Annotated in this window: 21 protein-coding genes; 15 read left to right on the top strand and 6 right to left on the bottom strand. The window is 63.3% G+C overall.

What is annotated here, in order from left to right:
* Window positions 1–84: 84 nt before the first annotated feature.
* A complete protein-coding gene (locus ABF821_RS10145) occupies window positions 85–1,434 on the bottom strand; it encodes an APC family permease (RefSeq protein ID WP_415529933.1) in 1,350 nt (449 codons plus the stop codon).
* Between the two features lie 130 nt (window positions 1,435–1,564).
* Here ABF821_RS10145 and ABF821_RS10140 point away from each other — a divergent pair, with 130 nt between their 5' ends.
* The gene (locus tag ABF821_RS10140; protein ID WP_415529932.1) at window positions 1,565–2,575 is read left to right on the top strand and encodes an AraC family transcriptional regulator ligand-binding domain-containing protein; all 1,011 of its coding nucleotides are present in this window, start codon (window positions 1,565–1,567) and stop codon (window positions 2,573–2,575) included.
* A 365-nt stretch (window positions 2,576–2,940) separates the two neighbouring features.
* Here the strand turns inward: ABF821_RS10140 and ABF821_RS10135 are convergent, their stop codons facing one another.
* The 4 genes from ABF821_RS10135 to ABF821_RS10120 form a co-directional block, all read right to left on the bottom strand.
* Entirely contained in the window at window positions 2,941–5,253 is a 2,313-nt protein-coding gene (locus ABF821_RS10135; protein ID WP_415529939.1) for a TonB-dependent receptor, read from the bottom strand.
* Between the two features lie 297 nt (window positions 5,254–5,550).
* Complete coding sequence (locus ABF821_RS10130; protein ID WP_182974817.1) at window positions 5,551–7,668, bottom strand: PQQ-dependent dehydrogenase, methanol/ethanol family; 2,118 nt, start codon at window positions 7,666–7,668, stop codon at window positions 5,551–5,553.
* 14 nt (window positions 7,669–7,682) lie between these two features.
* Window positions 7,683–9,176, bottom strand: coding sequence for an aldehyde dehydrogenase family protein (locus tag ABF821_RS10125; RefSeq protein WP_415529931.1), 1,494 nt, complete (start codon window positions 9,174–9,176; stop codon window positions 7,683–7,685).
* Between the two features lie 420 nt (window positions 9,177–9,596).
* Complete coding sequence (locus ABF821_RS10120; RefSeq protein WP_415529930.1) at window positions 9,597–10,892, bottom strand: MFS transporter; 1,296 nt, start codon at window positions 10,890–10,892, stop codon at window positions 9,597–9,599.
* A 165-nt stretch (window positions 10,893–11,057) separates the two neighbouring features.
* Between ABF821_RS10120 and ABF821_RS10115 the strand changes: the two genes are divergently transcribed.
* From ABF821_RS10115 to ABF821_RS10105, 3 genes are all read left to right on the top strand, one after another.
* The gene (locus ABF821_RS10115) at window positions 11,058–12,389 is read left to right on the top strand and encodes an MFS transporter (protein ID WP_415529929.1); all 1,332 of its coding nucleotides are present in this window, start codon (window positions 11,058–11,060) and stop codon (window positions 12,387–12,389) included.
* A gap of 45 nt (window positions 12,390–12,434) precedes the next feature.
* Window positions 12,435–12,902, top strand: coding sequence for a MarR family winged helix-turn-helix transcriptional regulator (locus ABF821_RS10110; protein WP_246402860.1), 468 nt, complete (start codon window positions 12,435–12,437; stop codon window positions 12,900–12,902).
* 133 nt (window positions 12,903–13,035) lie between these two features.
* On the top strand, window positions 13,036–14,196 hold the full coding sequence (locus ABF821_RS10105; RefSeq protein WP_415529928.1) for an alpha-hydroxy acid oxidase: 1,161 nt from the start codon (window positions 13,036–13,038) through the stop codon (window positions 14,194–14,196).
* Between the two features lie 10 nt (window positions 14,197–14,206).
* Here ABF821_RS10105 and ABF821_RS10100 read toward each other — a convergent pair whose 3' ends face one another.
* Window positions 14,207–14,383 (bottom strand): hypothetical protein, encoded by a 177-nt coding sequence (locus tag ABF821_RS10100; protein ID WP_415529927.1) that lies wholly within the window; start codon window positions 14,381–14,383, stop codon window positions 14,207–14,209.
* A 253-nt stretch (window positions 14,384–14,636) separates the two neighbouring features.
* On the opposite strand from ABF821_RS10100, the gene ABF821_RS10095 reads away from it, so the two are divergent.
* Genes ABF821_RS10095 through ABF821_RS10045 form a run of 11 tightly spaced genes read left to right on the top strand, consistent with a single transcriptional unit; the run spans window position 14,637 to window position 23,830 of the window.
* The gene (locus tag ABF821_RS10095; protein WP_415529926.1) at window positions 14,637–15,794 is read left to right on the top strand and encodes an acyl-CoA dehydrogenase family protein; all 1,158 of its coding nucleotides are present in this window, start codon (window positions 14,637–14,639) and stop codon (window positions 15,792–15,794) included.
* 48 nt (window positions 15,795–15,842) lie between these two features.
* Entirely contained in the window at window positions 15,843–17,120 is a 1,278-nt protein-coding gene (locus ABF821_RS10090; protein ID WP_415529925.1) for an aromatic ring-hydroxylating oxygenase subunit alpha, read from the top strand.
* Window positions 17,117–17,590, top strand: coding sequence for an aromatic-ring-hydroxylating dioxygenase subunit beta (locus ABF821_RS10085; RefSeq protein WP_415529924.1), 474 nt, complete (start codon window positions 17,117–17,119; stop codon window positions 17,588–17,590). Before ABF821_RS10090 ends, ABF821_RS10085 begins: the two co-directional genes overlap by 4 nt.
* On the top strand, window positions 17,587–18,330 hold the full coding sequence (locus ABF821_RS10080) for an SDR family NAD(P)-dependent oxidoreductase (RefSeq protein ID WP_182975666.1): 744 nt from the start codon (window positions 17,587–17,589) through the stop codon (window positions 18,328–18,330). The genes ABF821_RS10085 and ABF821_RS10080 overlap by 4 nt, the downstream gene beginning before the upstream one ends.
* 20 nt (window positions 18,331–18,350) lie before the next feature.
* On the top strand, window positions 18,351–19,316 hold the full coding sequence (locus tag ABF821_RS10075; protein ID WP_415529923.1) for a PDR/VanB family oxidoreductase: 966 nt from the start codon (window positions 18,351–18,353) through the stop codon (window positions 19,314–19,316).
* Window positions 19,313–20,311, top strand: a complete 999-nt coding sequence (locus ABF821_RS10070; RefSeq protein ID WP_415529922.1) for a ketopantoate reductase family protein — start codon at window positions 19,313–19,315, stop codon at window positions 20,309–20,311. The genes ABF821_RS10075 and ABF821_RS10070 overlap by 4 nt, the downstream gene beginning before the upstream one ends.
* Window positions 20,308–21,069 carry a class II aldolase/adducin family protein gene (locus ABF821_RS10065; RefSeq protein ID WP_415529921.1) on the top strand — a complete coding sequence of 254 codons (762 nt, stop codon included), beginning with the start codon at window positions 20,308–20,310 and terminating at the stop codon, window positions 21,067–21,069. The genes ABF821_RS10070 and ABF821_RS10065 overlap by 4 nt, the downstream gene beginning before the upstream one ends.
* A 16-nt stretch (window positions 21,070–21,085) precedes the next feature.
* Complete coding sequence (locus tag ABF821_RS10060) at window positions 21,086–21,607, top strand: flavin reductase family protein (RefSeq protein ID WP_259654847.1); 522 nt, start codon at window positions 21,086–21,088, stop codon at window positions 21,605–21,607.
* Window positions 21,604–22,839 carry an amidase gene (locus ABF821_RS10055; RefSeq protein WP_415529920.1) on the top strand — a complete coding sequence of 412 codons (1,236 nt, stop codon included), beginning with the start codon at window positions 21,604–21,606 and terminating at the stop codon, window positions 22,837–22,839. Before ABF821_RS10060 ends, ABF821_RS10055 begins: the two co-directional genes overlap by 4 nt.
* Window positions 22,840–22,851: 12 nt before the next feature.
* Complete coding sequence (locus tag ABF821_RS10050) at window positions 22,852–23,409, top strand: nuclear transport factor 2 family protein (RefSeq protein WP_415529919.1); 558 nt, start codon at window positions 22,852–22,854, stop codon at window positions 23,407–23,409.
* Window positions 23,410–23,428: 19 nt separating this feature from the next.
* Complete coding sequence (locus ABF821_RS10045) at window positions 23,429–23,830, top strand: hypothetical protein (RefSeq protein ID WP_415529918.1); 402 nt, start codon at window positions 23,429–23,431, stop codon at window positions 23,828–23,830.
* Window positions 23,831–23,929: the final 99 nt, after the last annotated feature.

Raw genomic sequence — 23,929 nt, 5'->3', positions numbered from 1 at the left:
GCTGCAAAGGCAACATGATGGGCGTCCTTTCTCTTCGTTTTCCAGTAGTCGGAACGATTGATGAAAATGCGCGGCGAAGCGCGGTCAGACGGTCATGCGACGTGGCGCGATCAGGAAGGTCAGAATGCCGGTCAGGCCGATGCCGGCCAGCGGCCAGCACGAAAGGATCAGCGAGTTCCGGCAAAGGATCTGGGGATTCACGACGATGAAGACGAACTCGACCAGAAGCCCGGCGAGAACGAGCGCGACCCACGGCATCATGGAACGAGGAAGCATCGTCCGGCCTCCCGTACCAAGGCCGGCGACGAAAGACAGACAGACGGCTATCTGGGTAACAACGATGCCGAATATCGCGATTTCAGAACAGACAGGAAAAACGACACGGTACGCGTCGAGGCCGAAAACAAGGCAGAGCATCACCCCCGCGATCAACGACGCGGTCTGGACATGATAAGTCGTACCGCGCCTGACCGATGAGGCCCTGTCACGCGGCAAAAGAAACAACGACAGATATTCATCGATATTGCGGCCGAGCGAGAGAATGCAGGCGAACAGGCTGACGATCAGCAGGATGCGAATGCCCGCATTGCACCATTGTCCCATGAGCAGGCGGATCGCGTCGAAATAGAGCCCTTCCTGCTTCTGCACCGCCTGGGCAGCGATATCCGAGGGAAAATAATAGGCCTCGATACAATATGCGGACACGACATACAGGAGCGTGATGACCAGGACCGAGAGATAGGTTGCCCGTCGCTCGTTACGTGCCGCCTGTGGCGTGTTGTCCTTGAACATCGACGTGGCTTCAAGCCCGACGAAGGAACCCACGATAAAGGCCAGCGTGGCACCGGTCCTGTCATGCATCAATGCGGTACCGGAAAAGCTCCTGTGCAGACTGCCGGGAATATTCGCGTGAAAGACCAGGAAGAGATTGACGATGAGAAGCACCGACAGTTCGACGCCGATGATGAGGCCCAGAATCAGCGCCGATGTCCTGACGGGCCGCCGACAGAGCGGATTGGCGAGCAACAGTGCCGCTATGCTCCACACCCAGGGCGAAAGCGAGGCACCGGCGGGACCGAGCACGTCACGAATGAAGACGCCGAACAGCGCCGCCACGCCGAGCTGGATGAACAGGTAGGACACCAGCGAGACGGCCCCCATGGCGAACGAGACGCGCCTGCCCAGCCCGTGTGCGATATAGGTATGATAGGCGCCGGATGCCGGCATGCTGCGCGCGGCCGAGAGAAGCAGCTTGTAAAAGGCGAGATACAGCAGGCCCGTCAACAGGAACATCTCCGGCACCACCGATGTCATGCCGGAAGCAAAGGCGGCCGGAACAGCCCCGAACACGGTTGTGAGCGGAGCCGCCGCGGAGATCACGAAGAGGCTGATCGTCATCGCGCCGGGCGGGCCGTTCAGAGGCTTGCCACTCATCTGATGTTCCTCCTCCGAAGCGCACGTTATCGTGTCGCAACGTTACGGTGCCGGAGAGGTCGAACCGTATTGCATAGTGCGCCAAAAAGATAACATTATGCGCCATCGTTCATCATGATGGCCAAAAGCGATGCGGGAACAGAAACCGACCCTGCCGAGCTATCCCTTCCTGCGTGCGTCGGCGCTGCGGCCGGTGCTCCAGCATCTGGTGTCCCGAGGATTCGATGCGAAGGATTCTTTTAAAAAATACGGAATCAATATGGATGATGCCAGAAATCCATATAGTTTCGTTTCGCTGAACGCCTATGTCCGCCTGTTCGAATTCGCCGCATCGCGTCTGAACAATCCGATGCTGGGGGCGGATATCGGCAACGGGTTCAGACCGTCCGACCTGGGGCCGAGAGGCGTGCTGTTCTCGCTTTCCGGCACGCTCGGGCGTGCCCTTCAGAGAATCGCGGCCGAAGGCGACACCTTTCAGAGTCACAGTTCATTCTATTTCGACTTCGATTCTGAAATATCGACGGTGCATTATTCCATCAGGGATCGAAGAATATGGCCGCGCCGTCAGGACGCCGAATACTCCCTGGCCAGCCTCTGCCAGATGATCCGCATGTATTTCCACGCCGACTGGCGACCGGTCGAAATCCGGTTCGAGCATGACGATGCCGGTCAGGCGCGAAAGCTGGAACGACTGTTCCGCAGTCCCGTCGTCTTCGGCGCCCCCGGCAATGCCATCATTTTCGAAAGCAACCGGCTGGACGAAAGCGTGCGCGAGGAAGATCGCGGCCTGATCAACATACTCGAACGGCACATAGACGATATTTCCGGACACGATCATCAGGACGAGATCATGACGAGTGTCCACGCCGTAATCGAAAATCATATAGGGCGGGAAAAGATAACGGTATCGTTTATCGCGGGTGCCCTCGGTCTCTCGTCAAGAACATTGCAGAGACGCCTTCAGGAGAAGGGTGTAACGCTGCGGCATTGCCTTGATGAGTTCAGGCGGGAAAATGCCGCCGCCCGCATGGAAAACGGAGAGGGCCATCTTTCCAAGATCGGATTTTCTCTCGGTTATTCGGAGGCCACCGCCTTCTGGCGCGCCCGCCGCCGATGGGAAAAGTCCCGGCAGGACGACTGAACGTCCATCGAGAACAGATCCTGCCTGAATACGCAGGGTCGAACAGATGAGAATGTCCGGATAACCGGTAAGCCAGCACCTTGCCGTCGAGACGGCATTGGGTGGAAAGGCTCCGGACATGCGCGCTGGCGAGCGGGAGCGGCCCCGCATAAGCCGCACCCGTTCCATGTTCCGAAGCCTCGGAGTGGCGCGGCCTTAACGGCCCGGTCGCCCCCACGGCTCTCTGAAGGGGCAGGATGGCGCAGCGCAGGATGCGCCTCCCTGCTCGGCGGATACCGCGACGGCCGACAGCGAACGGGTCGAAGACCGGAACGCGACGAAAGACATCCACCCACGAACCATCAGTCAGACCATCAGTCGAACTGTCAGAACGACACGCCGCCCTGAATATACCATTGCCGGCCGCGATCGAAGGATTTCTGGAAGTTCCCGAAACTGCCGGAGTAGCTGCCCCAGGCCATGAACTTCTCGTTCGTGGCGTTATCCAGCCCCACCATGAAATTATAACGCTCGCTCTTGCTCTGCCATCGCGCGCTCAGATTGACCGTGATGAACTTCTTCTGGATCAGCGTATCATACATGATCGCATTCAGGTTGGCATTATAGCGCGAACGATACGTCGCATCCGCGCGCGGCGTCAGCGTGCCATACGTGCCGAAATCGAACCGCTTGGACAGACCCAGGTTTCCAGTCCATTTCGATACAAGAACGAACATGGTATCCAGATTGAGTCCCTGAACGCTCGATGTCAGCTTCGTATAATGGGCATCGGTCATGCCGACCGAACCCATGACCGACCATCCATCGCCAAGCGCGTATTGCGATTCCAGTTCAAAGCCCGAGATCTGCGCCTTGCCGGCATTGGTGTAGTATGGCCCAATATTGGTGGCATCGGCCACCAGCAACTGCACGTCGTCGTAGAACGTGAAGAATCCGGCCGCACTGACGCGCAATCTGTGTCCCAGCCCATAGAATTTCAGGCCGCCTTCGAAGGAATTCACACTTTCCGGGCGGAACGACGGCGCGGCCGGGGCGATGTTGGCCAGGCGCTGGGTAAAGCCCCCGCCCTTGAATCCCTGCGAGAACGTCGAATACGCCATCAGTTCGGGTGTGATCTGGTAGGACAGATTCACCATCGGCGTCCAGCGCGCGTTGTTGTTGTGATAACGCTGATACGGGACCAGACGTGTGCCATACGGTTCGTAGAAAATCGGCGGCCCGATGGTATTCTTGTAATATTGGTTGGGTAGAAAACTTTTATTGTCTTCGGTGTAGCGCACGCCGGCGGTAATATTGAACTTCTTCGTCACGGAATAGGTCGTCTGCGCGTAGGCCGCGTAGCTCCTGTCCGTAAACGAGCCGCCGCTGAGAAGGCTCATGATATAGAACTGCGTCGGATTGATATCGTATCCGGACTGATCGAAATAATACACACCGGCCGAGTAATGCAGATGATTGTTGAACGCCCGCCCGTTCGCCTGCACTTCTTCGGAAAACTGCTTTTCCTGATAATTGTCATAGACGTAATTGATGCCGATCGGCGATCCATCGCGATCCTGGGCAAACTTGCCCATGCTCTTCCGATAGGAGGTGATCGATTTCAGCTCCAGATAACGCGAGAGTTCATAGTCGATCGTCGCGGAGGTCGACCAGCCGACCAGGTTCGAGAAATCGGGGTCGGACCCGTAATTGGTGTTCTTGCTGAAATAGCGGGAATTATAGCAGTTCGGTCCCGTGCAGTTCGTCAGGCTGCCGCCGGCAAGAGTGTTGGCAAGGGAAATCATCCCATTGGTCGAATCCGGATTGACGCCGGTGGTCACGAAGGGGGCGCCATTGCTGCGATCCCGGTTCCAGTCGCCGCGCAGGGTGATGTTCAGCTTTTCGACGGGGTTCCATCGCACTGCGCCCTTGAAGACGCGGCTGTCCTGGCTGCCCATTTCACGCTGGTTCTTCTGATACGGCGCATGCACGTATCCGTCCTGCATGAAACTGCCGACAGAAAAATTCGCAAACAGATGTTCCGCCAGCGGCACATTGAAGAATGCGCGGGCATTGATCCGGTTGGCCGTTCCGTATTTCACGTCCGCCCTGGCCGCCAGCACGCTGTCCGGTGCCAGCGATGTCACGGAAACGGCGCCGCCGATCGTATTTCGCCCGAACAGCGTCCCCTGCGGACCGCGCAGCACCGAAACACTGCCGATATCCACCATATTCAGCACCGAGCCGACAGGGCTGCCGACATAAACGCCATCGACATACATGGCAACGCCCGGATCGACGCCGAACGAGAAATCCGTCTGGCCGATACCGCGGATAAAGACGGCGGCGGCGTTCGCAACGCCGGAATTCGAGGCGACATTGCCGAATGTGATGTTCGGCGAAAGATCCTGTATCTTCGCGATCGAGGTAATCCCCCGCTCGGTAAACTGTGTTCCTGTAACGGTCGTCATGGAAATCGGGGTCCGCTCGATGCGCTCGTTGCGCCGCCGGGCCGTGACCATCACATCTTCCAGATGTGCCGCCTGATAGTGTGGGGCCGGCTTGCCGGCCGGAGGACTCGCCGACACCGCTTTCTTCGCGGTGCTCGCGCCGGCATTCTTCGTCCGCGCGGTCTCGGCAGCAGCCGCGTTCAGTATCAGCGCCATGGTCAGGGCGGAGCAACCGGTAAAGCGAAGCATGCTTCCCACGCCGCGTTTCTTACGGAATATCTGCCAGTCCGCAGGGGCATTGCATATGCCTGATCGCATATCCTCATTTCTCCCTTCATCCACATGTATATCAAAACGATATCGTAATATATCGGAACACAGGCAGGCCACCTGGTCGCACCCCCTGAGTGAGTGCGCCCATCCCCTGTTACACGACCTCAGCAGGCTCCGATGAGGTTATTATGTGAATGTTCAAGCGATATGTCTATCATTATTGTTTCGTGTCAGGATTGATTTTGCGAATTTTCCAATCCCGACCGTCCCCGGTCACCTGGACCTTTTCAAAAGGAAGTTCCTGATATCTTCGATATCGTTCGGGCTGAGAGCCTTGTCGAACCCCACCATGCCGTAATTGGCCAGCGCGCCCCGTCCGACGACGCTGTAGAATCCGTCGCGCGTTTCAAGCGCGCCGGACCAGCGCAGGTCGGGCAGCACACCGGCCGCAATCGCGTTGTCGCCATGGCAGGCCATGCAATAATCCTGATAATGCGCATAGCCGCGCTGTGCCCGCGCAGCATCGAAGGGCAGCGTATTGCGGACCGGGACCTGCCCCTGGCGGGTTTCCACCGGCAGATGGTCCTTACCATCCAGGGCAAACACCAGCAGCCGCGCGTGATTGACGCTGTGATTGCGGATTCGCGCCAACGCGCCGCCCATCAATGGAAAGACCCCGCCCCAGCCGGCCATGACCGCGACATATTGCCGTCCTTTGACCTCATAACTGATCGGCGGCGCAACGATACCGGTATGCGCGTCGAACGTGTAGAGCGTTTTCCCGTTCCGTGCGTCATATGCCTCGAAGCGGCCGGTCGCCGTGCCCTGGAACACGATGTCCCCCGCCGTTGCCAGGACGCCCCCATTCCAGGGTGCGTCGTGCGGAACGCGGAATGCCGCCTTGCCCGCAACCGGGTCCCATGCCAGGAGCCACCCCTGAACCGTCTTCGAGACCTCGGCCACGACCTGCGGATCGTCCGGCAGGCCGGTCATGTCGATTCCGAGATTCACGCCCATGCCGTGCAGCCTGAAATTTTCGCGCGCCTTGAACGGTTCGGGCAATTGCTGGGCTGGAATATAGACATACCCCGTTTTCGGGCTGTACGACATGGGTGCCCAATTATGCCCCCCCAGCGAACCGGGAATGCCCATCCATGTCTTTCCGGTCAGCGACCACATGGCATCGGGCACGATATCCGGCCGGCCGGTGACCGGGTCGATGCTTCTGGCCCAGTTCTGGAACGTATAGGGAATGGCGGAGATGAAGGCACCGGTGCGGGCATCGAGCGTATAGAAAAAGCCGTTCTTCGGTGCCTGCACGATGACGTGCCGCATCTCCCCCTTCAGCGGCAGATCCAGGATCATCATCGGCTGGCTGGCCGTGAAATCCCATTGATCCTTCGGTGTTTCCTGGAAGTGCCAGACATATTCGCCCGTTTCCGGCCGGATCGCCACGATGCTGGCCAGAAACAGATTGTCGCCGGTTCCGTTGGAGCGGAATTTGTAGCTCCAGGGCGCACCGTTGCCAACGCCGAGATAGACCAGGTCGGTCACCGGATCATAGACGATGGAATCCCAGACCGTTCCACCGCCCCCGGAATGGACCCACCCGCCATCCGGGCTCCATGTCGGGTACGCCGCCTTAGCCAGAATCGCGTCCGAGACGGCGTGATCGGGCTTGTTGCCGGGCGCGGGGACCGTGAAAAACCGCCATTTCAGCTTGCCGGTCTCGGCATCGAAGCCCGAGACGAAGCCTCGGGCACCGAATTCCGCCCCGCCATTGCCGATCATGACCACGCCCTTCGCAATACGCGGGGCACCATCGACCGTGTAGGAGCGGATATCCCCCAGGGCGGCATCGACGGGGATGGTATCGACGCTCCAGACCAGGTGTCCGGTCCGGGCATCCAGAGCGATCAGCCGCCCGTCGAACGTTCCGAAATAGATACGGCCCTTCCAGTAGGCCGCGCCGCGATTGACGGTATCGCAGCACCCCCTGCTGGCGACCGTCCCCGGCACACCCGGATCGTAGTGCCACAGGACCGCGCCCGTCGCGGCGTCCAGCGCCTCGACGCGGCTCCAGTTGGTGGTGACATACATGATGCCGTCAATGACGAGCGGCGTCGCCTCCTCGCCGCGCATCGAGGGCAGGTCCTGATGCCACGCCAGGCCCAGGCGGCCGACGGTTGCGGTATTGACCGCATCCAGCGGGCTGTATCGCTGCTCGGACGCCGTGCGACCATACTGGGGCCAGTCGCCACGCGGCACGGGGTCCGCGAGGGGTGTGGACGCCGCGGGCGCGGGGGCGAGGTCGGCGGCCGCCAGGCGCAGCGGTGCCGCCGCGACCAGACATGCCGCGCCAAATGTCCGAAAAAAAGCCGCGCTGCGCATGGTACCCAATCCCCTCAATGACGGATGCAGATGGTCTTGGTCTCGGTGAAGGCATCCAGCCAGCCGGTACCGAAATCCCGGCCCATTCCGGATTCCTTCACACCGCCGAAGGGCATGTTCGGATCGATCATGACATGGCTGTTGACCCAGACCGTTCCGGCCTGCATCAGCGGCGGCATATCCATCGCGGCGGCCAGGCTGGTCGTCCAGACGCTGGCGGCCAGCCCGAACGGCGTGTCGTTCGCGCGCGCCAGGGCCTCGGCCGCGTCCGCGACCCGTGTCAGCGTCATGACCGGCCCGAAGACTTCTTCCCTGACCAGCGGAATCGCGTCGTCGGGATTCAGCACCAGCGCCGGGCGCACATAGAAACCGGACGTATCGGGAACCTCCTGTCCAAAAACAACCTCCGCCCCCCGCTCGACCGCGCCATCGACAAAAGCCCGCACCTTCTTCTGCTGCATCGCGGAGACCAGCGGATTGATCTGCGCGGCCTCGTCCATGCCGGGTCCGATGCGCATGCCGGCGATGACGTCCTGCAACCCCTCGGCCACACGGTCGAACAGCGGCGCTTCGATATAGACGCGCGAGCAGGCCGCACAGACCTGTCCCTGGTTCAGAAACCCCGCGAGCGTCAGGCCGGCGACCACACGCGCCGGGTCCGCGTCCGCCAGCACGATGGCCGGATTTTTTCCGCCAAGTTCCAGCGACGCACGCACGAGCCTGTCCGCGCAGACGCGGGCGATCCGCTTACCGACCGGTGTCGACCCGGTAAAGCTGACTTTCGCCACATCCGGATGCCGCACAAGCGCATCGCCCGCGACGGCACCAAGGCCGGTCACGACGTTGAACACGCCATCGGGCACGCCGGCTTCGCTGGCCAATTCGGCAAGTTTCAGCAAGGTCAGCGGCGTGATCTCGGACGGCTTGGCGACGACCGAGCAACCCGCCGCCAGGGCCGGCAGCACCTTCCACACACCGATCGCCAGGGGAAAGTTCCACGGCACGATACCGGCGACCACGCCGATCGGCTCCTTGCGCGTATAGGTGGTATAGCGCGCGTCCGGCGGCAGCGGGATGGAGACATCGAGGCTCTGTCCGGTGATTTTCGTACTCAGCCCGGCCACATAGCGTATCCAGCTCTGCGCGCCCCCCGCCTCGACGATCCGCGAGAGAACAATCGATTTTCCCTGCTCCAGCGTTTCAAGCTGGGCAAGGATTTCGGCGTCCCGCTCCACCAGATCGGCAAGACGGAGCAGGATCCGCTCGCGCTCGCCCGGCCGCATCAGCCGCCACACGCCCGAATCGAAAGCGCGCTTCGCTGACGCCACAGCCCGGTCGACGTCCTTCGCTGTCGCATCGGCGATGGAGGCGATCGGTTCGCCCGTCGCGGGGTCGAAAACGGATATCCGCTCCTGTCCCGACGACGAAACCCATTCTCCATCCAAGAAGAGTCCATGTTCGCGGGAAAGGAAATCCCGAACCTGCGGGAGACACTGCACCGTCGTCATATGGAGTATTCCATGTTGCATGGGGCGGCCGAAACCATGCCCTGTTGCGTAAGATGTGTCGGGAAGGACGCATGCCCGCCGGGGACGCGCGCGGAGCGAATCCCGGTCAGCAGCGGCGCGTCAGGCATCGCCCCGTTTCTCCCGACACAGGGGCCGGACAGGATTCGTGATCCCGATTCTCAAACGGCATCCCGACTGGCGCCGACAAAGCTGACGGCCGATTGCATCGAAACACACGATTCTCACCACCTGCGGATTGCAAAGCTGCTGCGACGGACGAAGCCTGTCAGTTGATGCTATGACGCAATAGTGGATAATTCAAGTTAATTGTGACGGTTTCGCATCGGATTCGCTGCCCGCCATAATGGTGATTTACGGGACAAGAGTCGGGTTCACGAAGGTCATCGGTCCCTCGTTGTTCTACGGCGCGTGCGACAGGGCGCGATGGCGCTTCAGATAGAACGGCGCCGTCCCCGCGATCATGAGTGCGCCGGCCATGCTGGCGGTCACCGCCACGATCGGCAGGGCGTATCGGATACCGTCCGCGGCGGTGAACACCCGGTCGTCCAGCATGCCGATCATCATCGACCCTGCCGACAATCCGATCAGGGCATTGCATAGCAACATGATCGCCGAAATCTGCGCCCGCATCGCACGCGGCGATACCGTCTGAATGACGAAGGCCGACGGCGCCATGGGAAAGGACGCGAAGAAGAACGCAAGCGCAAAGAATACCAGGCCCGCATTTCCCTTGCCGGACAGGGCACTCGCCAGAAACATCAGCGCCGCGCCCGCCATGCCTCCCGCTCCGACGATCATCGGCCCCTGGACGATCCCGCGCGTCGTCAGGGCATCGATCAGTCGCCCGCTGGTATAGATCCCACCACACCCGCAGACGATCGCGATCGCTCCCATGACGCCCCCGACGGTGCCGTGCGGCATGGCCATGACGCGCATCAGATAGGCCGGCGACCAGGCCATGAGCGAGAACAGCATGATCGCACTGCATGAGTATCCGAGGAAATGCAGAGGAAACAGCCATTTCTGTCCAACAATGAATTCGTATGTCTTCATCAACCCCGATCGCGCCTCGATCGCGCCGCGCGTTGAGGGTTCATGGACGAACAATGCGATGACCGCCGCCAGCAGCAGGCCCGGCAGGCCGACAATCACGAAGCAGAACTTCCACGGCACCAGGCCGCCGGGCACGGCGCCGGCATGCAGCACGTCCATCAGCAGCCCGCCGGACAGATAGGCCAGTCCGGCCCCAAGGAACGAACCGGCGGAGAACAGGGCGATGATCCGCCCCAGCCGGGCCGGCGGCACGATATCGGCCAGAAAGGAATAGACGGCCGGCACCAGCGCGGCCTCGCCGATCCCCACGCCCATCCGGCAGAAGAACAGCCCCCAGAAGCCATCGGACAATCCGCAGCCGATCGTGGACAGGCTCCACAAGGCCAGGCCGCCCACGATGATCGGCGGCCGTGGAAACCGGTCGGCCAGCATCGAGATCGGCAGTCCGAGTACCGAATACAGGACCGCGAACGCAAAGCCGTTCAAAACGGCGAACTGGAAATCGTTCAGATGCAGATCGGCCTTTACCGGCCCGATCAGCAGGGACAGGATCTGCCGGTCGACGAATGACAGTACATAGGCACAACCGAACAGGAAGGTCGTCGGCAGCGGACGCGGCCCGCGCATGGCGAATGGGAGCATTCTCTACTTTTCCAGGCTGTCATGGCGGACGAACGATCAGGAACGGTGCCCCTGCAACGATCAGGCTATAGTATAAATCAGTTGAAAATGCCACCATTTCGATATAGGTTTTATAACGATAAAGAATCTTTAATCAGGGACCGCCCCTCCCGGAAACCGGCATTCATGACCCAGCCATCCACGCAGGAAGAATGTACCCCCTCCCATGCCCGCCCGACCGGGCATGTCACGACGATCCGCCTCCGCACCGTCGCCGCGGCCACGATCGGCAATATCGTCGAATGGTATGATTTCGCGCTCTACACGGCCGCTACACCGCTGGTCTTCCAGCGCCTGTTCTTCGCCCGGCACGATGACGGGTTGCTGGCACAGATCGAGCCCATGCTGGTCTTCGGTGCGGGCTTTCTGGTCCGCCCCGCCGGCGGCATCCTGTTCGGACTGCTGGGCGACAGGCTGGGCCACGCGCGCGCCCTGCGCTACACCCTTACGATCATCGGCATCGCCACGGCAGCCATCGGCCTGCTGCCGGGCCAGGCGACGATCGGGGTGCTGGCCCCGCTTCTGCTGCTGGTGCTGCGACTGGCCCAGGGTTTCGCCGCCGGCGGCGAATGGGCGGGCGCCGTGCTCCTGCTCGGCGCCGACAGCCCCGCCCCCCGCCATCGCGGGATCGCGTTCGCCCTGACCCAGTCCGGCGTCGCCGCCGGCATGGTCCTGGGGGGCGCGGCTCTCTGGGCTGCCCGCCAACTGCCCGAAGCCGCTTTCCTGTCATGGGGCTGGCGCATCCCCTTTCTGGCGGCGCTTCCCTTCCTCCTGCTGGGCCTCTGGCTTCGCGCCACGCCCCACCGGGACACTCCCATCGTCCGCTCCGCGCGTCCGCGCGCTGCGTCACAAGGGATGGGGCTGCAAGGGATGGGGCTGCCCCTGCTGACGGGCACGATGCTTCGGCTGGCCGAGAACGGAAGCATCTACATGATGTTGGTCTTCGGCATGGCTTACGGGCACATGCACCATGTGCCGGATCGCTGGATGCTGCTCGCCGGCACGCTGGGCATGGTGGCGGACGGTCTGGCGATGCCCGCCTTCGGCTGGCTGGCCGAGCATCTGGGCGCGCGGACGATCTATGCCCTGGGCGCCGCCGGCATGGCGCTGTTCTGCGGCCCTTTTCTGGCACTGGTCGCGTCAGGCAGCCAGAGCGGGGTCATCCTGGCTTTCATCGTCGGCATGGGTTTGTGTCACGCCCCCATGATCGCGGTCGAGCCAGCCCTGCTCTCCGCCCTGTTCCCGCCCGCCCATCGCTATCTGGGCGTCGCCGTGGCGCATGAGGCTGGGGCGCTGCTGGCCGGCGGCATCTCGCCCGTGGTCGCCACGCTGCTGGTCCACAGCCGGTGGGGGAATGGGGCGGTCTGCGGCTACATGGCGGCCCTGGCCGGCCTCTCCCTCCTCGCCCTGCTGGCAAGGCCGGCGAGGCGGCTCGCCTTTCCTCAGCCCCGGGAATAAGATACCTACGAGGCCGATCAATCGCGGTACCTGGGGGAATCTGTCTTGAAGCGTGGCAAAATCTGGAAACGGGCCGACCCGACGGACCCGTCCTTTTCCCCCCAGACCTCGCCGTTCTTCCATCTCTCCCGCCTCGTCGGCCTGTACCACCTGCGCATGGACGCCCACCTGAAGCCGATCGGCATGGACGTTCCCCGGTGGCGCGTGATCAACATCCTCTACGAACACGAGACGGCGGCGATCAGCACCATCGCCGACCTGGCGGTCACGCGCGTCTCGACCATGACGAAGCTGATCTATCGCATGGAGGGCGAGGGCCTGACCAAAACCTCGGTCTCCGCGCAGGACGGCCGCGTCACCGAAGTGCGGCTGACCGAGAAGGGCCGGGCGGCGCTCGACCTGGTCCGCGCGAAGGCCGGGCTGATCTTCCAGCGCGCGTTCCACGATATTCCAGACAACGAAATGGAGCATCTGATGCAGATGATCCAGAAGATCTACGACAATATCTACTGACCGGATATCCTGACCCGGACCGCGCGCCGCATCGCCGGATTAATATGAAAAATAACTGGAAATGGAAACTATAACGACATAGCATCGACCTGCCGGCCGCCCTCGCGGCCGACAGCACGATGCGAGGCCGCCGATGGTCATTTCAGTCGAGGATGCCAGGCACGAAGCCCGCCGCCGGGTGCCCCGGTGGCTTTTCGACTATATCGATGGCGGTGCCGGCGCGGAACATTCCCTGGACCGCAACCTGTCGGCCCTTGCGGGGATCGGGTTCCTGCCCTCCGTCCTGTCCGGCGCGGGCACGGCCGATACCGGCACCACGCTATTCGGCATCGCCCATCGCTTTCCCGTGGCCCTGGCCCCCGTCGGCATGGCCGGGATGCTCGCACCGGGCGGCGAAATCGCGGCCGCCATGGCCGCCGCGCGTGCCGGCATCTCGATGTGCGTCTCGCACTTCGCCCTCGCATCGATCGAGGACATCGCGGCCGCCGTCGATCCGGCGGGGCTGATGTTCCAACTCTATATCTTCCGCGACCGCGCGATGACCCGCGACATGGTGGGCCGGGCGTGGGCCGCCGGGGTCCGCACGCTGGTGGTCACGGTCGATACGCCCGTCACCCCCCTTCGCCTGCGCGATGCCCGCAACGGGTTTCGCAGTGCCACGCGACTGTCTGGCCGTCTCGCGGGCCAGTGCCTGCTTCGGCCCCGCTGGCTGCATGGCACGCTGCGCCGCCCCGACCGGATCATCCGCAATCTGGAACCCTACGGAATGGGCCAGACCCTGTTCGCGCAGGCGGCCGCGATCGGCCGCGCCATCGACCCCGCCATCGGCTGGGACGACATCGCCGCCCTGCGCGACCTCTGGAAAGGCCGCCTGATTCTCAAGGGGATTCTCCGCCCGGACGATACCGCCCGCGCGGCGTCGGCGGGACTGGACGGCGTCATCCTGTCCAATCACGGCGGCCGGCAACTCGATGGTGCCGTCTCACCCGTCGAAACGCTCGCCGCCTGCCGCGACGCCGCCGGCAGCGGGCTGGATATCTGCGTCGATGGCGGGTTCCGCGACGGCACGGATGTCGTCAAGGCACTGGCCCTGGGCGCACAGGGCGTGCTGATCGGGCGCCCGTGGGCCTACGGCCTGGCAACCGGCGGCATGAGGGGCGTCGGCGATATCCTCACCCTGTTCCACACAGGAATCCAGACCGGCATGATTCTGCTCGGAACCCCCGATATCGCCGACCTGCGTGCAAGAGGGCGGGACCATCTCCACATCGATCCAGCCGGATGGCCGCGATAATACGTTTCGATCAAAGATCATTCATCATTGACCAATCGGTGGAATATTCATACAAAAAGGCACTTTTTCCTTCGGGCGGCACCGCGATCATGAAAAGACGCCTTGCTCCGACGGGCTGAAACCAGGACAGGCTGAAAGCAGCCCCAGCGTCATGCCGGCTTCGCGCGCCATCTTCATGAAAGCGCACACCGCACATCCTGCAGCATCTCGAGTCCGCCACATCGAATGATATGAAGGCACCACATGATTCTACTATTTCACTATCAAAATGAGATAGCCATGGAGTCCGCTGTCGCCCGCATGGTCGCGCAGAATGGCCGCGCCCCCGGCCCGCATGATGCCCATGATCGTCATGCGCACTTTTTAGTGGAAACTTCACGTAACTATGCTAACGTATCCAAACCGTTTCGAACGGTCGGAAGCGAAGGAAAGGGTGGAGGATGTTAACTTCTGTCGAGCAGGCGCAATCGCAGTTTGCGAATGGGCCGGAATTCGATGCCCTTCTGAAGCAGATCGGCGACCGGGCACTCTCCTTCCGCAAGGCGCGCCGGCTGGATGACGATATCGTAGCGGGCTTCAGGGCCATCGGCATCTATCGCGCCTTCGTCGCCCGACGGTTCGGCGGCCTGGAGATCACCCCCGATCGTTTCCTCGAAACCATCGAGACGATCGCCGACGCCGACGGTTCGGCCGGTTGGGTCGCCAGTTTCGGCGTATCGGCCCTCTATCTCGCGGCCCTGCCGGTCCAGACGCTGGAGGCGATCTATCGGAAAGGTCCCGACGTCGTCTTCGCCGGCGCGATATTCCCTCCCTGCCCGGCCGGTATCGCGGATGGCGATCTGGTCGTGTCGGGCCGTTGGCCTTATGCCAGCGGCTGCACCGGTGCGGACCTGCTGGGCGTGGGCGTATCCCTGCCTAACGGGCCGGCCGGCGACGGTCTGCCCCGTACCGCCGTCTTCCCGGCGGAGCAGGCACGCATCGACGAAACCTGGAACACGATGGGCATGGCCGGCACCGGCAGCCACGATATCGTGGCCGAGGCCATCCGTGTCCCGATGGACTGGACGTTCATCCGTGGCGGCCCATCCAATCTGGAGGGCCCAATCTATCGCTACCCCTCTCTGGCCCTGGCGGCTCAGGTACTGACGGTCGTCGGGCTGGGCTGCGCCCGCCGGGCACTGAACGAGATCTCCGCCATGGCTCAGGGACGCAAATCCATCACCGGCGCCCCGGTGATGGCCGACCGTCCCTATGTCCAGTTCAGCATCGCGGAGGCCGAGGCGATGCTCTCCGCGGCGCGCTGTTTCTTCTACGACGTCACGCGCCAGGCCATGGCCGCGGCCGAAAACGGAACGCCTGACGAAGCCTGCGCCGCACGGATACGCCTGGCGTGCATCCACGCTGCACAGACGTCCTACGAGGTCGCACGCCGCTGTTTCGAGTTGGGCGGCATCGCAGCGGTGGACGCCGACCATATCCTGGCGCGCTGCATGCAGGATTGCGCGGTGGTGGCGCAGCACGCCTTCATGGCGCGCAGCAATTACGAAGTCGCGGGCCGACTGATCCTCGGCCGTGGCGGTCGCCCCGGCTATCCGTAAACCGATCGATATTCCTGCGATTTTTTCATTATGCAAGGGAGTCAAACCATGAGCGATCAGCCCGATCCTCGCCGCTTTCTGGAGACAGACAGGGCCGACGGATCAATCTACAACGATCCCGCCCTGTTCGATCTGGAGATGGACCGCATCTTCATGCACAACTGGATCTGGGTCGCGCATCGCAGCGAAATCCCCGAGCCCGGCGATTTCATCACCACGTTCGTCGGCCCCCATCCGGTCATCGTGTCGCGCGACCGCAAGGGCGCAGTCCATGTCATGCTCAATCGCTGCCGCCACCGCGCGGCAACGGTCTGCGAGCAGCACAAGGGCAACACGGCCAGCTTCGTGTGCCCCTATCACGGCTGGGCCTACGGGCTGGACGGCGCGCTGCGCGGGGTGCCGCACCAGAACGGCTATGGACAGGATCTGGACAAGGCTTCGCTGCCGCTGGTCAATCTGCGGGTCGAAGAATATCATGGCCTGATCTTCGCGACCTTCGACCACGCCATTCCCGATCTGGATAGCTGGCTGGGCGCCGCGAAGCCCTGGATCGACCTCTTCATGAAGCAGGGCGCAGGCTGGCCGGTCAAAACGATGGGCGAACACAAATTCACCTTCCCCGGCAACTGGAAGATCCAGCTCGAAAACACGACCGACGCCTATCATTTCCCGATCGTTCACAAATCCTTCCTCGATTCCGTGGACCAGGAAACGCAGGACACCTTCAATTTCGTCGAAGGCGACGGCTTCGTCGAGGATCTGGGCAACGGCCATTCGGTCATGGTCATGATTCCCGAACTGGTCGATCTGGACGAGAATCTCGACGCACCGATCCCCGAACGCTTCCTCGAACTGGCGGACCAGCTCGCCGAGACCTATCCGCCGGAGAAGGTGCGCCAGATCATCCGTGCCGTCGGCGGGTCGGGCTTCAACCTCAACCTGTTCCCCAACCTGGCCTGTTCGATGGCGTTCTTCCGCGTCCTGCGCCCGCTGGGCGTGGCGCAGACCGAAATCCGTCATATCGCCATCGGCATGGATGGCGGCCCCGACATCGCCAACCAGGCCCGCCTGCGCCTGCACGAGCATTTCCAGGGTCCGATGGGCTTCGGCACCCCCGATGACGCCGAAGCCTGGGACCGTGTGCATCGCGGCGCGCTGGCCGGCCGCGACATTCCCATTCTGCTCAATCGCGGCCTGGCGCATGAGGAAAAACGCGCCGACGGCAATCTTTACAGCGATGTCAGCGCCGAGACCGGCATGCGGGCCGCCTATCGCCAGTGGCTGGTCGCGATGACCGGCGAACCGGCAGAGGAGACCGTGGCATGAGCATCACCCTCGACGAAGCCGTGGCCCTGATCACGCTGGAAGCCGACCTGCTCGATCACGGGCATTTCCACGAATGGCTCGGCCTCTACACGCCCGGCGGCAGATACGTGATCCCCACCGATCCGGACGCAGAGGATTTCGAAAACGTCCTGAACTACGCTTATGACGACGCAGAGATGCGCGCCAAGCGCGTCGAGCGCCTGCTGGGCGGCCGTTCGATCTCGGCCGCGCCGCCTGCGCAGACCGTGCGCCTGCTGTCGCGCTATCGCATGCTGGCCGACGACGGCGACGCCTGCACCCTGCGCTGCGCCCAGTATCTCAAGGAACTGCGCCAGCACCGCGAACGCGATTACGCCGCCAACATCACCTATCGCCTGGTCCGCACTCCGGACGGGCTGAAGATCGACCTGAAGGTGATCCGGCTGCTGATCGCCACGGAAGCCCTCACAGCGGTGAGCTACATCCTGTGAGCACCACCGCAAAAGCTCCCGTGGCCCTCGTCACGGGCGGCGCGCGCGGCCTGGGCGCCGCGATCGCCGAAGCCCTGGCGGCGGCGGGCTACCAGGTCGTGCTGGGCGACCGCGACCTGTCGCTTGCCCAGGCCACCGCCACCCGCCTGGGCGGCCATGCGGTCGCGCTGGACGTTGCGTCCGAGGCCGCGATCGAAACCGCGCTCGACACGATCGAGGCCACGCACGGCCTCCCCTGGCTGCTGGTCAACAACGCGGCGATCATGAAGGCTCAGAAGGTGCTCGATATCGACATCGACACCTTCGACGCGGTGATGGCGGTCAATCTACGCGGCAATTTCCTCTGCACGCAGCGTTTCGCCCGCCGCCTCCGCGCCCGCGACCAGGCCGGCCGCATCGTCAATATCGGCTCGCTGGCGGGTCAGAACGGCGGTACCGCGACCGGGGCGCATTACGCGGCCTCCAAGGGCGCGGTCCATACGCTGACCAAGGTCTTCGCGCGCGACCTGGCCCCCCACGGCATCACGGTGAACGCGATCGCGCCCGGCCCGCTGGACCTGCCCTCGGTGGCCGAGACCATCGGCGCCGACGCCGCCGCGCGCATCGCATCCGGCCTGCCGACCGGCCATCTGGGCGACCCGGCCACCATCGCGCGCATGGTCGTCGAACTGGCGCGCGCCGACGCCGGCTCCATCACCGGCGCCACCATCGACATCAATTGCGGCCTCTATCTGCGATAGAGCCGGAGGAGAGCAGACGGATGACCACCAGCCGCGCACGGATCGAAACCGTCATCGACACCGTCGAACAACGGGGCGACGTGCTGATCTTCGATCTGCTGCCCCAGGCCGGCACCCTGCCGCCGTGGCAGGCCGGGGCGCATATCGACCTGTTCCTGGACGACGATCTGGTGCGGCAATATTCGCTCTGCGGTGATCCGGCGGACCGCGCGCGTTACCGGCTCGGCGTCCTGCTCGAACCACAGGGGCGCGGCGGATCGCGCGCCGTGCATGATCGCGTGCGGCCCGGCGCCACGCTGGCCATCGGCGCGCCGCGCAATCTCTTCCCACTCGACACGGGCCTTCGTGGCGAGGCGCTCCTGGTCGGCGGCGGCATCGGTGTCACCCCCCTCATCGCGATGGCCCACACGCTGACCCACGCAAACCAGCGATTCACCCTGCATTATGTGACCCGCGACCCCGTCTTCACCCCCCTGCTGGCACGCGAAGGTTTTGCCGCACAGGTCCAGATCCACGATCGCAGCCAGCCGGACACACCGCGCTTCGATCCCCACGCCGCGATCGCTGCCGCCATCGCCCGCAATGGCGGCGCCTCGGAACTCTGCGTCTATAGTTGCGGCCCGGTCGGGCTGATGGACGCGGTGGCCGAGGCCGCGCTGGCGCTGGGCCTGACGCCCGAGCAGATTCATCGCGAGGCTTTCTCCGCCCTGCCCGTCGAAAACGGCGGCAGTTTCGAGGTCCTGGCCGCCAAATCGGGGGTGCGCGTCACCGTCGCCGCCGACGAACCGATCACGGCCGCCCTCGCCCGCGCCGGCGTCAAGGTGCGGGTCAATTGCGAACAGGGCATCTGCGGCACATGCGTCGCCACGGTGCTGGAAGGCGAACCCGACCACCGCGACGAATATCTGACCGAAGACGAGCGCACCGACCAAATCGCGCTCTGCTGCTCGCGCGCGCTCAGCCCCCTGCTGGTGGTCGATCTGTGACAGGGCTGCGTCTCTGCGTCGCCGGCGTCGGCGCGCTCGGCGGCACTCTGGCGGCCTGCCTGGCACGAGGCGGCGCATCGGTTTCGCTGATCGCACGCGGCGAAACCCTGTCCCGCCTGCGCACCCAGGGCCTGACCCTGACCGAATCCGGTGCGGTCTTCACATGCCACCCCACCGTCGCCGAGCGCGCCGCAGGCCCGGTCGACGTCCTGTTCCTCACCGTCAAGTCACATCAACTGTCCAGCCTGCTGCCGGCGGTCCTGCCGGCCATCGGCCGTGACACATTGATCGTCCCCATCATCAACGGCGTGCCCTGGTGGATGGCGACGGACGACACTTCGCCCGCTTTTCGCGCACTTCCCCCCCTGCTGGATCCGACAGGCCAACTGGCCTCCCACCTGCCGACACAGCAGATCGCGGGCGGCGTCGCCTACGCCTTTTCCTCCAGCGAGGCACGCGGACAGATTCATTCCCTGCGGCCGATGCGCCTGGTGCTGGGCCTTGTCGCCCCCGACATGTCCGGTCGGGATAGCCGCCTGAACATTCTGGCGGCCCTGCTCAACACCTGCGGGATCGACGCCTCCGTCACCGGCGGCATCCACGCCGAAGTCTGGACCAAACTGGTCAGCAACGTCGCATCGAACCCGCTCTCGGTCATCACGGGCGCCACGCTCGGCACCATGGCGACCGACCGGGCCACACGCGCGATCGTCCACGCAACGCTGGACGAAGCCATGGCCGTCGGCATGGCCTGCGGCATTCCCACCCTCAAACCGGCCGAGGCGATCTGCGCCATGATGGCGGCCGCCGGCCCCCACCAGACCTCCATGCTGCAGGATTTCCGTGCCGGCCGCTTCCTCGAAACCGTGGCCATCGGCGACGCACTCGTCGCGCTCGCGCGCGCGCTGGGCGTGCCGACGCCCGTCACCGACACGCTACTGGGCCTCGTGGCCTTTCAACGTCATTCCCTGCCCCTAAAGGAACAGACATCATGACCAGCGATGCGTTGCAGGACGAATGGACCCTTCGGGTTCGTCTGGCGGAGTGCTACCACCTCGTCAGCCATCTCGGCTGGACCGAGATGATCTTCAACCACATCTCGCTGCGCCTGCCCGGCGAGCCGACGCGATACCTCGTCAATCCGTTCGGCCTCCATTACGAGGAGGTAACACCGGAAAACCTGCTGGTGGTCAATGCCAGCGGCGAACTGGTCACCCAGTCGGACGACAAGCCCAATCCGGCCGGCTTCGCCCTGCACGGCGCGATCCACACCGCCCGTGACGATATCCATTGCGTCATCCACACCCACACCAGCGCCGTCACCGCCGTGGCGATGAAGGAGACGGGCTTCAGCCACGATAATTTCTACGGCGCGCAGTTATTCGGCCGCGTCGGCTATCACGCCTTCGAAGGCATCACGCTCTATGACGAAGAACGTCCGCGCATGCTGGAAAGCCTGGGCGACAAGCATGTGCTGGTCCTGCGCAATCACGGCCTCGCGGTCGGCGAGGCCGACGTCGCGCGCACCTTCTTCCTGCTCTGGATCTGCCAGCGCGCCGCCGAAATCCAGTGCCATACCGGCATGATTCCCGGCACCGACGTCAAACTGTCCGACGAGATCCGCCTCGGCTGCGCCCGCGACGCCGCCGGCCTGATCACCCACTCCTCGGCGGCCGATCTGATGTTCGATGCCGCCGTGCGCAAGATGCGCCGCGACCGCGGACCGCTCTGGCCCGGCGACAACGCGGCCTGACGGAAGGACAATTCACATGACGTCCGCTTCCATCACGTCCGATCAGTTCCGACAGGCGATGGCGCATTTTGCCACCGGTGTGGCAGTCGTAACCGCCCAGGACGATCACGGCGACCAGGGCGCGACCATCAGCGCCCTCAGTTCGGTATCGCTTGATCCGCTGACCCTGCTCATCTGCCTCAAACGCGGCAGCGCCACCTGCCGGGCCATCGAACACACCCGACGCTTCGGCCTCAGCGTTCTGTCCCGCGAACAGGAGCCGATCGCCCGTTATTTCGCCATGCCGGCGGACCGCAAACAGGGCACAGTCGCCACACGCCGCGAAGCCGATGGTACGGTGCTGGTCGAGGGCGCCCTGGTCCACATCGCCGCCGAAGTGGTCGAAACGCTGCGCGGCGGCACACACGAGATCTTTCTCGCCCGACCACTCAGCGTCACGGTCGATTCCGACCCAGCGGCCGGCCCGCTGCTTTATTTCCGGGGCGCCTTCGATCTCCCCGCACATACGGAACGCCATGCAGGGACAGGAATGTCATGACAGGCCAGACCATCGACCCCACCGCCCGTCTCGCGCACATCGCTCGCTTCGAGCCAGAGATCCGGGCCTTCACAGCCTGCGATCCCGCACGCATAGAGGCGGATCTGCGCACAGCCCCTCCCGGCCCTCTCTCCGGCCGTCTGGTCGGCGTCAAGGATATCATCGACACCGCGCATTATCCGACAGGCTACGGGTCGGACATCTATGCCGGCCACCGCGCGACAGGCGACGCGGCCTGCGTCGCGTTGCTGCGCGCGGCCGGCGCCACCATGGCAGGCAAGACCGTCACCACCGAATTCGCCTTCTTCCGACCCGGCCCAACGACCAATCCGTTCGATCCGGCGCGCACGCCGGGCGGCTCGTCCAGCGGGTCCGCCGCCGCCGTGGCCATGGGCATGGTCGATATCGGCATCGCCTCTCAGACGGCCGCCTCTCTTACCCGCCCGGCGTCCTATTGCGGCGTCGTCGGCTTCAAGCCCACGTACGGACGCTATGCGCTCTCCGGGGTCAAGGCGCTCGGCCCGTCCTTCGATGCGCTCGGAACCATCACGCCGGACGTCGCAACGGCCATCGCGGCGGATGCCGTGCTGGCCGGCCCGGTCCCCGCCGCGTCGACCATCGTCCCGCGCGCCCCCGCCCGCATCGGCATCTGCCGCACCCCCTGGTGGCACGAGGCGGAAGACGGCACACGCATGGCGCTGGCCGAGGCCGAACGTATCTTCGGCGCCCATACGACGGTCGAAATGGTGGAGATGGACGAGTTCGCCGCCGCAGCCGATCTGCACATCACGATCATGAGCTTCGAGGCCGCCCAAGCCCTGGCCTGGGAATATCAGGCGCGCCGCGAGACATGCAGCCCGCAGATCGTCGGCCTCATCGAAGCCGGACGCGCCATCACCCGCGCCACGTACGAACACGCACAGAACGAAGCCGCGAGACTGCGGACACGCGCCGCAGCCCTTTTCACCCGGTACGACATGCTGGTGGCGCCTGCGGCGCCCGGTGAAGCTCCGTTACGCACCCAGGGTACAGGCAGTCCGATCTTCAGCCGCCTGTGGACCCTGCTCTACCTTCCTACCGTGACGCTACCCGGTCTCGTTGGTCCACTGAACATGCCGGTCGGCATCCAGTGCCTCGGTCCACATGGGGCAGACGAGACACTGTTTGAACACGCACTCTGGGCGGAAGCCCTGCTGCCCACTCGCCCCCTGCCATCCCTTCTGAAATCGTAAGGAAACCTCGCCGTGAGCATCGAGAAACGCTTGAGCATTCTGGAAGCGAAGCTGGAGGAACTGTCTGCCGAAGCGGATATCCGCCGACTTCAGGCCCGATACATGTTCCTGTGCGACACCCCTTGCCCGGAGGTCGGCCAGATCGACGATGTCGAACGTATCGCCCGAATTATGGATTTATATTGTGAAGACGCGATCTGGGAGGGTGTCGGTGCCTATTACGACAATCAGTTCGGACGTGCAGTGGGCAAAGACGCAATTCGCACCCATTTCGAAAAGTTCTGGAGTCCCGCCCGCAAACCCGGCCTACTGCTCAACGCGCATTACCTGACGTCCGAGCAGATTCATGTCCATGGTAATGAGGCCGACGGCCAGTGGATTCACTGTCAGCCCTGGATTTTCGATGATGGAACAGCGCTTTTGCGTTCGAGCCGTCTCAACAATCTGTTCCGCAAGGTTGACGGCGTATGGAAAGTGGCCCGTACGCGAACCGAGAATGTCTTCGTTGCACCGCTGACATCCGGCTGGGCTAACGCTTATCCAGCTGTTTCCGTCCTTATGAACCCCTGACCTCAGGAATTCTTTTATCATGGCTGATACTGATACATTGCTCAAGACCGTCGAGAATGAAGTCATCGCTCTGCATGTTGTCCTTCAGGCTTGGTTTCGTGGTGAAGGCACTGACGACACGGGTTCTGTTCTCAAGCATTTTGCCAAAAATTATACCATGATTGGCGCAGCCGGTCGTGTCCTGCCTCTTGAGGCGTTTGCTAAGGCGCTCCCAACCCTGCGCGGTTCTCGACCTGGACTGGTTATGACAATTGAGAACGTCATGCTCCGCCATGTCTTCCCCGGCGGCGTCCTGGCCACGTACCGAGAAATCCAGACTCAAGGGGAAACTCGGACTGAGCGCTGGTCAAGCGTGACCTTCCAAGGAGAACCGACGGGAACATTACTGTGGACGTTCCTGCACGAGACCTTCTGCGACTGATCGAAGGACCGATCGGTTGGGAGCATAAAGCTGGCCCCATTCGCTCGGACAGATTTGCGGGTTGAATAAGCTATTGCCCGGTGTTGCTATGCCGCCAAT

This window comes from Gluconacetobacter sp. (genome assembly GCF_047721585.1).
Taxonomy (GTDB): domain Bacteria; phylum Pseudomonadota; class Alphaproteobacteria; order Acetobacterales; family Acetobacteraceae; genus Gluconacetobacter; species Gluconacetobacter dulcium.
Note: the sequence above shows the minus strand (reverse complement) of the source record. Positions and strands in the feature narration are given on the sequence as shown.

Coding starts and splice junctions, on each gene's coding strand:
- ABF821_RS10135 (WP_415529939.1), bottom strand. CDS start 5,253: ATGCTTCGCTTTACCGGTTGCTCCGCCCTGACCATGGCGCTGATACTG.
- ABF821_RS10065 (WP_415529921.1), top strand. CDS start 20,308: ATGACCAGCGATGCGTTGCAGGACGAATGGACCCTTCGGGTTCGTCTG.
- ABF821_RS10085 (WP_415529924.1), top strand. CDS start 17,117: ATGAGCATCACCCTCGACGAAGCCGTGGCCCTGATCACGCTGGAAGCC.
- ABF821_RS10130 (WP_182974817.1), bottom strand. CDS start 7,668: ATGCGCAGCGCGGCTTTTTTTCGGACATTTGGCGCGGCATGTCTGGTC.
- ABF821_RS10055 (WP_415529920.1), top strand. CDS start 21,604: ATGACAGGCCAGACCATCGACCCCACCGCCCGTCTCGCGCACATCGCT.
- ABF821_RS10075 (WP_415529923.1), top strand. CDS start 18,351: ATGACCACCAGCCGCGCACGGATCGAAACCGTCATCGACACCGTCGAA.
- ABF821_RS10105 (WP_415529928.1), top strand. CDS start 13,036: ATGGTCATTTCAGTCGAGGATGCCAGGCACGAAGCCCGCCGCCGGGTG.
- ABF821_RS10115 (WP_415529929.1), top strand. CDS start 11,058: ATGACCCAGCCATCCACGCAGGAAGAATGTACCCCCTCCCATGCCCGC.
- ABF821_RS10045 (WP_415529918.1), top strand. CDS start 23,429: ATGGCTGATACTGATACATTGCTCAAGACCGTCGAGAATGAAGTCATC.
- ABF821_RS10145 (WP_415529933.1), bottom strand. CDS start 1,434: ATGAGTGGCAAGCCTCTGAACGGCCCGCCCGGCGCGATGACGATCAGC.
- ABF821_RS10140 (WP_415529932.1), top strand. CDS start 1,565: ATGCGGGAACAGAAACCGACCCTGCCGAGCTATCCCTTCCTGCGTGCG.
- ABF821_RS10095 (WP_415529926.1), top strand. CDS start 14,637: ATGTTAACTTCTGTCGAGCAGGCGCAATCGCAGTTTGCGAATGGGCCG.
- ABF821_RS10090 (WP_415529925.1), top strand. CDS start 15,843: ATGAGCGATCAGCCCGATCCTCGCCGCTTTCTGGAGACAGACAGGGCC.
- ABF821_RS10120 (WP_415529930.1), bottom strand. CDS start 10,892: ATGCTCCCATTCGCCATGCGCGGGCCGCGTCCGCTGCCGACGACCTTC.
- ABF821_RS10060 (WP_259654847.1), top strand. CDS start 21,086: ATGACGTCCGCTTCCATCACGTCCGATCAGTTCCGACAGGCGATGGCG.
- ABF821_RS10125 (WP_415529931.1), bottom strand. CDS start 9,176: ATGACGACGGTGCAGTGTCTCCCGCAGGTTCGGGATTTCCTTTCCCGC.